Here is a 12,427-nt window from a genome sequence, read left to right as displayed (position 1 = left end):
GGGGTGCGAAGGGGCGTGCGCCCGCGCATGGCGTCCCGAGGTCTGCGTCGTGTGCAAGGATCGCTGTCGGCCAGACCGCTGCGTCCCGTGAGGGCCGTGCACCACCCGAGGAGATCGTCCGTGACCGACACGACCCCCGCCCGTCCCTATCGCAGGGTCCTCCTCAAGCTCTCGGGCGAGGTCTTCGGCGGCGGCAAGGTCGGGCTCGCGCCCGACGTCGTCCGCGCGATCGCCGAGCAGATCGCGGCCGCGGTGCGCGAAGGGGTCCAGGTCGCCATCGTCATCGGCGGCGGCAACTTCTTCCGCGGGGCCCAGCTGCAGGAGCAGGGCATGGACCGCACGCGGGCCGACTACATGGGCATGCTCGGCACGGTGATGAACTGCCTCGCGCTGCAGGACTTCCTCGAGAAGGCCGGCATCGACACCCGGGTGCAGACGGCCATCACCATGGGCCAGGTCGCCGAGCCCTACATCCCTCGTCGGGCGATCCGTCACCTCGAGAAGGGCCGCGTCGTGATCTTCGGCGCCGGCGCCGGCATGCCCTTCTTCTCCACCGACACCGTGAGCGCCCAGCGCGCCCTCGAGATCGGCGCGGACGCGGTGCTCATGTCCAAGAGCGGCGTCGACGGCGTCTACGACTCCGACCCGCGCACCAACCCCGGGGCGACGAAGTACGACCACGTCACCTACGCCGACGCGCTGCGCGACGGGCTCAAGGTCGTCGACGCCGCGGCCTTCAGCCTCTGTGCCGAGAACGGCCTGCCGATGGTCGTCTTCGGCATGGAGGGCGAGGGCAACGTCACCCGCGGCCTGCTCGGCGAGCACATCGGGACGCTCGTCCATCCCTGATCTGGGAGACTGGCCCCGACGACGTGACGTCGCGACGCCACCACGCACGAGGTGCCGCCCGGCGGCACCACAGACCACCGGCGCACAGCCGCGAGCAGAAGGAGCCGCAGGATGATCGAGGACGCCCTCCTTGAGGCCGAGGAGAAGATGGACAAGGCCGTGGAGGTCGCGAAGGACAACTTCGCCGGCATCCGCACAGGCCGGGTCAACCCCGGTCTCTTCAGCAAGGTGACGGTCGACTACTACGGGGCCCCGACGCCCCTGCAGCAGCTCGCCTCCTTTGCCACCCCCGAGGCACGCACGCTGCTCATCACCCCCTTCGACAAGGGCTCGATGGGCGCCATCGAGGCGGCCCTGCGCGACAGCGACATCGGCGCCAACCCGAGCAACGACGGCCAGGTCATCCGGATCGTCATGCCCGAGCTCACCGCCGAGCGGCGCCGCGAGTACATCAAGCTCGCGCACACCCAGGGCGAGGACGCGAAGGTCTCCATCCGCCACGTGCGCCGTGCCGCCAAGGACACGATCGACAAGCTCGTCAAGGACGGCGAGGTCGGCGAGGACGACGGCAACCGGGGCGAGAAGGAGCTCGACGCGCTCACCAAGCGCTACACCGAGACCGTCGACTCGCTGCTGAAGTCCAAGGAAGCCGAGCTCTCCGAGGTCTGACCCCGCGGGAGAGAGGCGCTCATGGACCAGATCGGGCCGGTCGAGGCACCCGTCGTCGAGGACCCGCCGCAGCGGCGGGCCGAGAGACGTACCCAGCCGCCGAAGCCGACGAGCCGCGCGGGTCGTGACCTGCCGGCCGCCGTCGGCGTCGGCGTGCTCCTCGGGGCGGTCGTCGCCGCGGGCCTGTTCGTGCGGCGCGAGATCTTCGTCGGCATCGTCGCCCTGGCGATGATCATCGCCGTGTGGGAGCTGCGCCAGGCGCTCGCCGAGCGCTCGATCTACATGCCGCTCGTGCCCGTGGGCATCGGCGCGGTGAGCATGACGGTCGCGGCTTACCTGCGCGGTCCTGAGGCGCTCGTCCTCGCGACGACGCTCTCGCTCGTCGCGGTCGTCGTCTGGCGGGTCGCCGACGGGCTCGACGGGGCCCTGCGCGACGTCTCCGCCGGGGCCTTCACCCTGCTCTACCCGTGCTTCCTCGCGGGCTTCGCCGCACTCATGGTCGCCGAGCCCGAGGGGCAGTGGCGCATCCTCGCCTTCATCCTCATCACCGTCTTCTCCGACATCGGCGGCTACGCCGTCGGCGTCGTCTTCGGCAAGCACCCGATGGCGCCCGCGCTGTCGCCGAAGAAGTCGTGGGAGGGCTTCGCCGGCTCGGCGCTCACGTGCTCGCTCGTCGGCGCGATCACCATCCCCCTGACCTTCGAGACCGGGCAGTGGTGGCACGGCGCCCTGCTGGGTCTCGTCGTCGCACCCGTCGCGACGATCGGCGACCTCGTCGAGTCGAGCATCAAGCGCGACCTGCGGATCAAGGACATGTCCAACATCCTCCCCGGCCATGGCGGGCTCATGGACCGGCTCGACTCCCTCGCGCTCGTGGCCCCCGTGGTATGGGCCGCCCTGCGACTGATCTCCCCGGTGACCTGATGACCGACCTGCCCGACCCCAGCACCCGCCGACCGGTCCCCGGTCAGCTGACGATGACGGCCCCGCGCCGCGGCAAGCCGCCGCGCCACTGGGCCGACCTCGCCGTCGACGAGCGGGCCGACGCCGTGCGCGAGCTCGGCCTGCCGGCCTTCCGCGCGAAGCAGCTCTCGACGCACTACTACGTGCATCACACCGACGACGCCGCGGCGATGACCGACCTGCCCAAGGAGGGCCGTGGCGAGCTCGTCGCCGCCCTCATGCCGACCCTGCTCACCCCGGTGCGCTCGATCACCGCCGACCAGGGCGCGACGATCAAGTCGGTCTACCGGCTGCACGACGGCGCCCTCGTCGAGTCGGTCCTCATGCGCTACCCCCGCCGGGCGACGATCTGCATCTCCAGCCAGGCCGGCTGCGGCATGAACTGCCCCTTCTGCGCGACCGGCCAGGAGGGTCTGACCCGCAACATGTCGGCGGCCGAGATCGTCGACCAGGTCGTCGCGGCCAACCGTGTCTTGCGCGAGGCCGGCCCGGTCGCCGCGAGCGGCGGGGTCGAGCTCGGGGCCGAGGCCGGGGAGGCCGAGGCCCCCGCCGACGGCGGGCGCGGCTCGCAGCGGGTCACCAACGTCGTCTTCATGGGCATGGGCGAGGCGCTGGCCAACTACAAGGCGGCCATCGGCGCCATCCGCCGGATGACCGACCCCGCCCCGCACGGCCTGGGCATGAGCGCCCGCTCGCTGACGATGAGCAGCGTCGGTCTCGTGCCCGGCATCGACCGCCTGGCCGCCGAGGGCATCCCGGTGACCCTCGCCCTCTCGCTCCACGCCCCCGACGACGAGCTGCGCGACGAGCTCGTACCGATCAACACGCGCTACAAGGTCGACGAGGCCATCGACGCCGCGTACCGCTACTTCCAGGCCACCGGTCGCCGGGTCTCCATCGAGTACGCGCTCATCCGCGACATCAACGACCAGGCCTGGCGCGCCGACCTCCTCGGGGAGAAGCTCACCGCCCGCGGCAAGGGCTGGGTGCACATCAACCCGATCCCGCTCAACCCCACCCCGGGCTCGAAGTGGACCGCCTCGCGTCGCGGTGTCGAGCAGCAGTTCGTCGAGCGGCTGCGCGCCCACGGCATCCCGACGACGGTCCGTGACACCCGCGGCAGCGACATCGACGGCGCCTGCGGCCAGCTCGCCGCCGCCACCGCCTGACCGCCCCCCTTCGCCCCACCCCCCTTCGCCCCACCCCCCTTCGCCGAGGTATGGCGATGTGCACCTCATGAGCCTGATCAAGGAGCAGATCTCCATACCTCGGCGAAGGGGGAGTCAGCCGGCGAGCAGCGCGGCAGCCTCCTCGACCGTGCCGACGACGTGGGTGCTCGCCCCGAGGCCGCGCTGCGCGCCGAGCGCCCGCAGCGCCGGCAGCACGGGGATGGTGCGCTCCCAGTGGGTCTCGTCGACGAGGACCAGCGGGGGCACGGGCACGCCCTCCGCGGCGTAGTACAGCGGGGTGACGGCCTGGAAGATCTCCTGCACCGTCCCCGCCGCGCCCGGCAGCACGACGATACCCGCGGTGCACCGCGAGAGCAGGGCGTCCTCCCGCAGCGCGTTGGAGAAGTACTTCGCGACCCCCTGGCCGAAGACGTTCGGCGGCTCGTGGCCGTAGAACCACGTCGGCACGCCGACGGAGCGGACCGGTCCCTCGTCGTGGAGGCCCTCGCGCACCTCGAGCGCGAGCGCAGCCCAGGCCTGGACGTCCGGCCGGAAGGACGGCACGGCGCCCAGCGCCTCGAGCGCCGCGTCGAGCGCGCGGACGTCGGAGGCGAGGGCGCCGAGGTTGGCCGCCTCCATCGCCCCAGGGCCGCCGCCGGTGAGCACGACGTCGCCGGCCCGGGCGAGCAGGTGGCCCAGCCGTGCCGCGCCCGCGTACTCCGGCGTGCCGCGCAGCAGCGCGTGACCGCCCATGACCCCGACGACGCGACGGCCGTCGAGCACCTCGGTCAGCGCGTCGGAGACCGAGTCGTCGTGGATCGCCCGCACGAGCGTGACGAAGACGTCGTGCGCCTGGTCGGCCTCACGGCTCCACGCGTAGGCGAGCGCGTCGGGGGTGCTCGCGTAGCCCCGGTCGAGCATCCCGTCGTAGAGCTCCTCGGGCCGGTAGAGCGTCGCGCGGTAGGGGTTGACCGGGCACGTCGGGTCGGTGGGGAAGACGAGGGCGCCATGCAGGCGCAGGTGGTGCGCGAGCCGGTCCGAGACCTCGCCCCCGAGGACGACGAGCCCGGCGAGGTCCTCACGTGCGAGCAGGTCCGCCTCGTACGGTCCGAGGTCGACGTCCTGGATCCGCGCGCCGTGCAGCGAGACACCCGCGGACAGGACGGCGCGAAGGGCGATCGGCCGGGTGATCTCGCGGTGGGCCGGGTGGGGGCGCACCTCGTCGCTGGCGACCTGCGGGCGGTGCTCGGTGGTCATGCCCGGCAGCGTCGCACAGCCCTCGCTCACCGACCGGGCGGGCGGACCCCCTTCGCCGCCGTGAGCGCCGACCACTCGTGGGCGAGGAGCGACATGACGTGCTCGTCGTGGCGCTCGCCGTCGAGGACGACGCTCTCGCGCAGGGTGCCCTCGTGGACGAAGCCGAGGCCCTCGTAGACGTGGCGGGCGCGCGGGTTGTGACTGATGACGTGCAGGCTCACCCGGTGCAGACCGACGCGCTCGAAGGCGTGGGCGAGCGTCAGCCGCATCGCCTCGGTGCCGAGCCCGCGCCCGCGCCCCTGCGGTCCGAGGAGGACGCGGATGTTGGCGCTCGCCACGGCGGGGTCGAGCTCGTTGAGGACGACCTCGCCGACGAGCCGCCCGCTCGCGCGGTCCTCGACGCCGAGGTCGAGCCGGTCGTCCTGCTCCTCGCGGCTGCCGTACCAGGCCCGCAGCCCGTCGAGGTCGAAGGGGGAGGTGCCGGTGCTCGAGACGACGCTCCCGGTGAGCACCTGCACCTCGGGGTCGGCGAGCACCTCGTGCATCGTCTCGGCGTCGCCCTCGACGAACGGGCGCAGACGGATGAGCTCGCCCTCGAGGACGGGGGTGCGGCCGAGCGCGCCGAGGTCGAGGGTCATGGCGTGCTCTCCTCGCGGCGACGGTAGGTGAGGAGCACGACGTCGCCAGGCAGCCGCTCGACGTCGGCGAGGCGCCAGGCCCGTCCCGCGTAGCCGAGCCGGGCCAGGGGCACGCCCTCGCCGAGCAGGACGGGGTTGACCTTGAGCTGCAGCTCGTCGACGAGGTCGACGAGCTGCCCCGCGAGGTCGCCGCCGCCGCACAGCCAGATGTCGCGACCCGGCGCCGACCTCAGCGCCGCGACGTGCGCGACGACGTCGCCCTCGACCCGCGTGACGCTCGGGTCGTCGGGCAGCTCGCGGTGGGTGACGACGTGCTGGTCGAGGTGCGGGTAGGCGCTCGTCAGCCCCGCGTCGAGAGCCGGCTGGTGGGTCCGCGCCCCCATGACGACGGTGTCGAAGCGGCGCGGCTCGCCCGTGACGCCGAGCGGCTCGCGCAGGTGCGCCGGGCAGGTCTCGGGGTAGCGCGCGAAGAGCTCGGCGAGCAGCCCCGGGTCGAGCGCGAAGTCGTCGACCTCGGCCCCGCGGACCGGCGACGAAGCCGTCGAGCGAGGTCGCGACGTAGTAGACGAGATCACGCACGGGCGTCCTCCTGGTGCTGGTCGAGCCGGCGGCGCAGGTCGCGCTCCTGCTCGTCGGTGAGCCCGCACGTGCGGGGGGTGGTGCGGGTCTGCTCGTGCGCGAGGGCACGGGCGAGGGTCTGGCGAAGGGGGCGGGTGACGAGCCCGGCGGCACGCGCTCGCGAGCTGTCGAGCGTGGAGAAGAAGCGCCACTCGGGGTCGTCGACCCACAGCGGCAGCGAGGGCGTGCCCGCCCACGCCTCGACGCCCGCATCGGCGAGGACCTCGGCCGGCACCGGTCGCAGTGCCGCGTCGCTGCCGGCGACCTCGCGGGCGAGGTCGAGCAGGTCGCCGAGGCGGTGCGTCGGTCCGGTCGCGTTGAGGGCGCCGTGGACCTGCTCCTGCGCGCACGTCACGAGCCAGTCGGCGAGGTCGTCGACGTCGACGACCGCGACCGGGTGGTCGAGGTCGGGCGGCACGAGGACGTCGGCCCCGGTCGGGTGCGCGAGCCGCCACGGGTAGTAGCCCAGTCGGCCGGAGTCGTCGCCGGGGCCGCAGATGAGCCCGGCGCGCACGGCGGTCCAGCTCGCCGTCGTCGCCACGGCCTGCTCGCAGGCGACCTTCGCCTCGCCGTACCGGCTCATGTCGGGCATGACGTCGTCGGCGAGGGGGTCGAGCAGCGGGCCGTGCTCGTCCTGCTCGAGGTGGTCGAAGCGGGCGTAGACGTTCGCCGAGGAGACGAGGACCCAGTGGTCGGCGGTGAGCTCGGCGACGGCCCGGCGCACCTGCCCGGGCTGGCGCGAGACGTCGACGACGGCGTCCCACCGCTGCCCGCGCAGCGGCGCGAGGCCGTCCGGGTCGTCGCGGTCGACGACGACGAGGCCGGCTCCGTCGGCCACCGGCGCGCTGCCCCGCGCGGCGCACACGACCTCGTGCCCGCGCGCGAGGGCGGCGCGGCTCACGGCCCGACCGAGGAAGGCCGTCCCACCGAGCACGAGGATCCGCATGCCCGCGATCCAACTCGTGTGGGGCCGCTCCGGGCAACCGGTTATGCCGAGGGCGCACCCCGCGGCCGGGTCTGCTCGTGGGGCGCCGGCTCGGGTCGTCCGGCGACCATGACGAAGCTCTCGCGGCGGGTGAGGGCCGAGGCGGCCGTCGCCCCGAGGACGAGCAGGCCCAGCGCCCCGGGGACGGTGAGGAGGAGCACCCCGGCGGGGGTGGAGGTCCAGCTGTCCTGCGCGGGCGCCGTGCGGGTCGGCAGCCGGCCTGCGGGGTCGCGCAGGACGTCGACCCGGTCACCCACCCGCGGCACGAGGTAGGTCCGCGAGCCCCGGTCGACGAGGGTCGAGATGGCGTCCTGCGTCGACCCGTCGGCCAGCGCGACGGTGAGCAGCACGGGCCCCTGACCGCGACCGGGGTCGACGTCGACGACGGTGGCGGTCGTGCGCTGCGTCGCGAGCTCGCCGTAGAGCGACATCGTGGCGACGGCGGCGTAGACCGGCGCGGGCCAGAAGAGGGCGAGGACCATCCCGACGACGACCGCGGGGACGCGAGAGCTCACCTGCAGCGCGAGGGCGACGAGCAGCACGAGCCACAGGCCCACGACCAGCGGGTGGGGCACGCCGACGCCGAGCCACCCGCTGCGGAGGTCTGGGCGCAGCGCCGTCCACAGGCTGAGAGCGAAGGCGGCCGCCGTGAGCGCGACGAGGAGAGCGCGTCGTGACCAGCGCATCCCGGGGTGGTCCGGTGGTGGTGAGGTCATCGGCGCGACCCTAGCGACCCGCCGGGGCGGCTGCCATCGCCGGGCTGCGACGGGGCGTCAGGTCGTCAGCGCGAGGGCGAGGGTCGTCGCCGGCACGACGACGGCCACGCAGAGCAGACCGCCGGCGGCCAGGCGCCACGGCCGCCAGGTCACACCGACGGCGCGGCACCGGTCGAGCCAGAGCAGCGTCGCCAGCGAGGCCCACGGGGTGACGAGCGGGCCCGCGTTCGCGCCGACGAGGACGGCGAGCAGACGGGCCGGCTCGCCCTGGGCGGCCGGCTCGAGGGCGAGGTAGCCCGGCAGGTTGTTGACGGCGTTGGCGGTGAGCGCGCTGACCCCGGCGACCTGGAGCAGGTCGCCGGCGCCGGTGCCCCGGCCGGCGAGGTCGACGAGCGGGTCGAGCAGGCCCGCGCGGTGGGCGCCGGTGACCGCCACCATGAGCAGGCTGAAGCCGACGGTCATCGTCCACGGCAGACGCAGCGTGCGCACGGCCCCGGGAGAGCGCACTGCCGTGACCCCCGCGAGGACGAGCGCAGCAAGACCGGCGACGAGCCACGGCGCAGCCCCGAGCGCGAAGGCCGGCCCGATGACGAGGCAGGTCGCACCGGCGACCCGGAGCAGGACGCGGTCGTGCGTGGCCGCCGGCGGGTCGACGACGTAGCGCGCCGAGAGCTCACGCCGGTGCAGGAGCGCGACGAGGGCGAGGGTGAGCACGACGGCGACGAGCGCCGGCGCCGCGGCGAGCCGGACGTACCCGCCGTGGTCGACGCCCATCTGCTCCAGGCGGGGCAGCGCGAGGAGGTTGGTGAGGTTCGAGACCGGCAGGAGCAGCGACCCGGTGTTGGCCACCCACAGGGTCGTCAGCGCGAAGGCCCGCGGCGCCGCACCCACCTGCCGGGCGATGGTCAGCCCGACCGATGTGAGCAGCACGGCGGTCGTGTCGAGCGAGAGGAAGACGGTGCACGCGACGGCAAGCGCGGAGAAGCTCAGCCACAGCAACCACATCCGGTGCCGGCCCAGCCGGGCCATCGCGTGGCCCGCCACGTCGAAGACACCTGCTCGGTCGCTCAGCTCGGCGACGGCCGAGATCGCGAGGAGGAAGGCGGCGACGGGCAGGGCCCGCCCGAGCGCCTCGGTGACGACGTCGAGCACGCTCAGTGCCCGGTGAGCCGGTCGAGCACGGGGGCAATCCGCGCGGGCGACCCGGTGCGCCGCTCCTCGTGGTCGGCGAGCACTGCGGCGCGCAGACCGGCGTTGACCCCCAGCCAGCGCAGCGGCTCGGGCTCCCAGTCGGGGGAGCGGTGGCCCACCCACGGCAGCTCGGTGCGCGAGGTCGTCGCCCCGGTGACGAGCTCGGCGAGGGTGCGTCCGGCGAGATGGCTCGTCGCGACCCCGTCGCCGACGTACCCGCCGGCCCAGCCGACCCGCGCCGCCCGGTCGTAGCCGACGGACGGGTGCCAGTCGCGGGGGATGGCGAGCGGCCCGCCCCACGCGTGGGTGAAGTCGAGCTCGACCTGCGGCAGGAGCTGGCGAAGGGTGGTCCGCAGGGCCGCGAAGACCGCGTCGTCGTGGTCGAAGGAGGGGCGGATCCGCGAGCCGTAGTGGTAGGGCGCCCCCCGCCCGCCGAAGGCGATCCGGTCGTCGACGGTGCGCTGGCCGTAGACGACGAGGTGCCCGTGGTCGGCGAAGACCTCGCGGTCGGCCAGACCGACCTCGTCCCACTGCTGCGCCGTGAGCGGCGCGGTGGCGACCATGAGCGAGTAGACGGGCGCGAGCCGTCGGCGCAGCCGGGGCAGCGTCGCCGTCCACGCCTCGGTGGCGCGCACGACGGTCCCGGCGGACAGCTCGCGCCCGTCGTCGAGCAGCAGCCGGTGCGTGCGCCCCTCGCGCACGACGTCGGCCACCCGCGCCTGCTCGACGACGACCCCGCCGCGCCGGCGCACGGCCGCGGCCAGCCCGTCGGCGAGACGGCGGGGGTGGACCCGGGCGCAGTGCGGGCTCGCGGTCGCGCCGAGCACGGTGCGACCGGGCCGGTCGGCCGCGGCGAGCCGCTCGAGCGCCTCGTCGCGCTCGAGCCAGCGGGTGCCGCCGCCCCACCGGGCGTCGGCCGCCACCTCCGAGCGGGCCCGCGCCTCCTGGGCCCGGCCCCGGGCGAGGACGAGGGTGCCGCCGCGCACGTAGCCGGCGTCCACCCCTTCGTCCGCGGTCGTGCGACCGATCTCCTCGACGCTCTCGCGCAGCGCGGCGAGCATCGCGTGGGCGGCCGGTGCCCCGTGACGGGCGGCGAGGGCGTCGCCGGAGACGGGGAAGAGCGCGCTCACCCAGCCGCCGTTGCGCCCGCTCGCGCCGAAGCCGACGTGCTCGGCCTCGAGGACGACGACCTCGATGCCGGGCTGCTCGCGCAGCAGGTGGTACGCGGTCCACAGACCCGTGTACCCGCCGCCGACGACCGCGACGTCGGTGCGCGCGGGCAGCTCGGGCGGGGTCGGGCTCGGCGCCGCGTCGTCCCACCACAGGGGGTGGACCACGGGGCTAGAGCAGCTTCTCGCCGGCGACGAGCACCGAGCGCAGCCGCTGCTCGATGTCGTCGAACTCGGCCGGCCCGATGGTGAGCGGCGGGCTGAGCTGGATGACGGGGTCGCCCCGGTCGTCGGCTCGGCAGTACAGGCCCGCCTCGAAGAGCGCCTTCGAGAGGTAGCCGCGCAGGAGGCGCTCGGACTCGGCCTCGTCGAAGGTCTCCTTCGTCGCCTTGTCCTTGACGAGCTCGATCCCGTAGAAGTACCCCTCGCCGCGCACGTCGCCGACCATCGGCAGGTCGAGCAGTCGCTCGAGGGTGCGGCGGAAGGTCGGGCCGTGCTCGCGCACGTGCTCGACGATCCCCTCGCGCTCGAAGATGTCGAGGTTCTCCATCGCGACCGCCGCGGCGACGGGGTGCCCGCCGAAGGTGTAGCCATGGGCGAAGGACGCGGTGCCGTGCTTGAAGGGCTCGAAGAGGCGCTCGCTGGCGATCATCGCGCCCATCGGCGCGTAGCCGGAGGTCAGCCCCTTCGCGCACGTGATGATGTCGGGCTGGTAGCCGAACTGCTCGGCGCCGAACATCGACCCGACCCGTCCGAAGGCGCAGATGACCTCGTCGGAGACGAGCAGGACGTCGTAGGTGTCGCAGATCTCGCGGACCCGCTCGAAGTACCCGGGCGGGGGAGGGAAGCACCCGCCGGCGTTCTGGACCGGCTCGAGGAAGACGGCGGCGACGGAGTCGGGGCCCTCGGTCTCGATGGCGACGGCGATCTGGTCGGCGGCCCAGCGGCCGAAGGCCTTCTCGTCCTCGCTGTAGACGTCGGGGGCGCGGTAGAAGTTCGTGTTCGGCACCTTGTGGGCCCCGGGCACGAGCGGCTCGAACATCTCCTTGAGCGGCGGGATGCCGGTGATCGACAGGGCGCCGTGCGGGGTGCCGTGGTAGGCGACCGAGCGTGAGATGACCTTGTGCTTGCCCGGCTTGCCGGTGAGCTTGAAGTACTGCTTCGCGAGCTTCCACGCGGACTCGACGGCCTCGCCGCCGCCGGAGGTGAAGAAGACTCGCTCGAGGTCGCCCGGGGCCATCCGGGCGAGCCGCTCGGCGAGCTCGATCGCGGCCGGGTGGGCGTAGGACCACAGCGGGAAGAAGGCGAGCTGCTCGGCCTGCTTCGCCGCGGCCTGGGCGAGCTCGGCCCGGCCGTGGCCGACCTGGACGACGAAGAGCCCGGCGAGCCCGTCGATGTACTCGCGCCCGCGGTCGTCCCAGATGCGGTGGCCCTCGCCGCGCACGATGACCGGCACCTCGCCGCCCTCCTCGAGCACGGAGTGGCGGGTGAAGTGCATCCACAGGTGGTCGCGGGCGGCGTCGGCGTGCCGGCTGCCCGACCGGGTCGTCATCGGCCCGGTCTGCGGGGTGGTGGTCATGCTGCTCCTGTCGCGGGGCTCATCGCGTGCCCCAGTCGTAGTGCTGCTTGTCGAGACGCAGGTAGACGAAGGTCTCGGTGCTGCGGACGCCGGGGATGGTGCGCAGCCGGGTGGTGAGCAGCTCGAGGAGCTGCTCGTCGTCCTCGCAGACCATCTCGACGAGGACGTCGAAGCTGCCGGCCGTCGTCACGACGTAGGCGGCCTCGGGCATCGCGGCGATCTGCTCGGTGACCGGGCGCAGGTCGCCCTCGACGGTGAGCCCGATCATCGCCTGGCGGGTGAAGCCGACCTGGAGGGGATCGGTGACGGCGACGATCTGCATGACGCCGGCCTCGAGCATCTTCGTGGCCCGCTGCCGCACCGCGGCCTCGGACAGACCCACCTCGCGGGCGATGGTCGCGTAGGACTGGCGGCCGTCGACCTGGAGGTGCTCGATGATCTGCTTGCTCACCTCGTCGAGCCGCACCCGTCCCCGGGGCTCTGACGCGTCGGGCGAAGGGGTGGCCATGCGCCCCATCGTGCGCCCAGATGGTCGCTCTGACAAGCCTGCTTCGACGATATCCGTACGAAACACGGGCGTGATCAGAAGTTTTCGCACCTTCTTCACCATGGGTCTGTCGAGAT

At 73.7% G+C, this 12,427-nt stretch carries 13 protein-coding genes; 4 read left to right on the top strand and 9 right to left on the bottom strand.

Translation table 11 applies throughout. The features are described 5' to 3' along the window. Positions 1 to 120 precede the first annotated feature (120 nt). The 4 genes from pyrH (at position 121) to rlmN (ending at position 3,650) form a co-directional block, all read left to right on the top strand. Positions 121 to 849, top strand: coding sequence for a UMP kinase (gene pyrH, locus EEW87_RS06210; RefSeq protein ID WP_068274708.1), 729 nt, complete (start codon positions 121 to 123; stop codon positions 847 to 849). Positions 850 to 960: 111 nt separating this feature from the next. Next, positions 961 to 1,518, top strand: coding sequence for a ribosome recycling factor (gene frr / locus EEW87_RS06205; RefSeq protein ID WP_068274711.1), 558 nt, complete (start codon positions 961 to 963; stop codon positions 1,516 to 1,518). Positions 1,519 to 1,539: 21 nt separating this feature from the next. After that, positions 1,540 to 2,442 (top strand): phosphatidate cytidylyltransferase, encoded by a 903-nt coding sequence (locus EEW87_RS06200; protein ID WP_123092760.1) that lies wholly within the window; start codon positions 1,540 to 1,542, stop codon positions 2,440 to 2,442. Next, positions 2,442 to 3,650, top strand: coding sequence for a 23S rRNA (adenine(2503)-C(2))-methyltransferase RlmN (gene rlmN, locus EEW87_RS06195; protein WP_123092761.1), 1,209 nt, complete (start codon positions 2,442 to 2,444; stop codon positions 3,648 to 3,650). Before EEW87_RS06200 ends, rlmN begins: the two co-directional genes overlap by 1 nt. A gap of 114 nt (positions 3,651 to 3,764) precedes the next feature. Here the strand turns inward: rlmN and EEW87_RS06190 are convergent, their stop codons facing one another. Genes EEW87_RS06190 through EEW87_RS06150 form a run of 9 tightly spaced genes read right to left on the bottom strand, consistent with a single transcriptional unit; the run spans position 3,765 to position 12,311 of the window. Beyond that, the gene (locus EEW87_RS06190) at positions 3,765 to 4,907 is read right to left on the bottom strand and encodes an LOG family protein (RefSeq protein WP_123092867.1); all 1,143 of its coding nucleotides are present in this window, start codon (positions 4,905 to 4,907) and stop codon (positions 3,765 to 3,767) included. A gap of 26 nt (positions 4,908 to 4,933) precedes the next feature. Next, the gene (locus tag EEW87_RS06185) at positions 4,934 to 5,545 is read right to left on the bottom strand and encodes a GNAT family N-acetyltransferase (RefSeq protein WP_123092762.1); all 612 of its coding nucleotides are present in this window, start codon (positions 5,543 to 5,545) and stop codon (positions 4,934 to 4,936) included. Then, positions 5,542 to 6,120 (bottom strand): dihydrofolate reductase family protein, encoded by a 579-nt coding sequence (locus tag EEW87_RS06180; protein ID WP_240341663.1) that lies wholly within the window; start codon positions 6,118 to 6,120, stop codon positions 5,542 to 5,544. Before EEW87_RS06180 ends, EEW87_RS06185 begins: the two co-directional genes overlap by 4 nt. Continuing rightward, positions 6,117 to 7,109, bottom strand: a complete 993-nt coding sequence (locus EEW87_RS06175; protein WP_123092763.1) for an NAD-dependent epimerase/dehydratase family protein — start codon at positions 7,107 to 7,109, stop codon at positions 6,117 to 6,119. Before EEW87_RS06175 ends, EEW87_RS06180 begins: the two co-directional genes overlap by 4 nt. Before the next feature lie 41 nt (positions 7,110 to 7,150). Continuing rightward, positions 7,151 to 7,864: a hypothetical protein gene (locus tag EEW87_RS06170; RefSeq protein ID WP_148041601.1), complete on the bottom strand. Its 714-nt coding sequence runs from the start codon at positions 7,862 to 7,864 to the stop codon at positions 7,151 to 7,153. Positions 7,865 to 7,921: 57 nt separating this feature from the next. Continuing rightward, positions 7,922 to 9,016, bottom strand: a complete 1,095-nt coding sequence (locus tag EEW87_RS06165) for an SLC13 family permease (protein ID WP_123092765.1) — start codon at positions 9,014 to 9,016, stop codon at positions 7,922 to 7,924. Between the two features lie 2 nt (positions 9,017 to 9,018). Then, positions 9,019 to 10,392 carry an NAD(P)/FAD-dependent oxidoreductase gene (locus EEW87_RS06160; RefSeq protein WP_123092766.1) on the bottom strand — a complete coding sequence of 458 codons (1,374 nt, stop codon included), beginning with the start codon at positions 10,390 to 10,392 and terminating at the stop codon, positions 9,019 to 9,021. A gap of 4 nt (positions 10,393 to 10,396) precedes the next feature. Then, positions 10,397 to 11,803: an aspartate aminotransferase family protein gene (locus EEW87_RS06155; RefSeq protein WP_191563104.1), complete on the bottom strand. Its 1,407-nt coding sequence runs from the start codon at positions 11,801 to 11,803 to the stop codon at positions 10,397 to 10,399. 19 nt (positions 11,804 to 11,822) lie between these two features. Then, positions 11,823 to 12,311 carry an Lrp/AsnC family transcriptional regulator gene (locus EEW87_RS06150; protein WP_068274735.1) on the bottom strand — a complete coding sequence of 163 codons (489 nt, stop codon included), beginning with the start codon at positions 12,309 to 12,311 and terminating at the stop codon, positions 11,823 to 11,825. Between the last annotated feature and the right edge of the window lie 116 nt (positions 12,312 to 12,427).

The organism is Janibacter melonis (genome assembly GCF_003721155.3).
Lineage (GTDB): Bacteria > Actinomycetota > Actinomycetes > Actinomycetales > Dermatophilaceae > Marihabitans > Marihabitans melonis.
Note: the sequence above shows the minus strand (reverse complement) of the source record. Positions and strands in the feature narration are given on the sequence as shown.

Bases quoted from the DNA above. Each gene is read 5' to 3' on its own strand.
- frr (WP_068274711.1), top strand. From the start codon at position 961: ATGATCGAGGACGCCCTCCTTGAGGCCGAGGAGAAGATGGACAAGGCC.
- EEW87_RS06200 (WP_123092760.1), top strand. From the start codon at position 1,540: ATGGACCAGATCGGGCCGGTCGAGGCACCCGTCGTCGAGGACCCGCCG.
- rlmN (WP_123092761.1), top strand. From the start codon at position 2,442: ATGACCGACCTGCCCGACCCCAGCACCCGCCGACCGGTCCCCGGTCAG.
- EEW87_RS06190 (WP_123092867.1), bottom strand. From the start codon at position 4,907: ATGACCACCGAGCACCGCCCGCAGGTCGCCAGCGACGAGGTGCGCCCC.
- EEW87_RS06185 (WP_123092762.1), bottom strand. From the start codon at position 5,545: ATGACCCTCGACCTCGGCGCGCTCGGCCGCACCCCCGTCCTCGAGGGC.
- EEW87_RS06175 (WP_123092763.1), bottom strand. From the start codon at position 7,109: ATGCGGATCCTCGTGCTCGGTGGGACGGCCTTCCTCGGTCGGGCCGTG.
- EEW87_RS06170 (WP_148041601.1), bottom strand. From the start codon at position 7,864: ATGACCTCACCACCACCGGACCACCCCGGGATGCGCTGGTCACGACGC.
- EEW87_RS06155 (WP_191563104.1), bottom strand. From the start codon at position 11,803: ATGACCACCACCCCGCAGACCGGGCCGATGACGACCCGGTCGGGCAGC.
- EEW87_RS06150 (WP_068274735.1), bottom strand. From the start codon at position 12,311: ATGGCCACCCCTTCGCCCGACGCGTCAGAGCCCCGGGGACGGGTGCGG.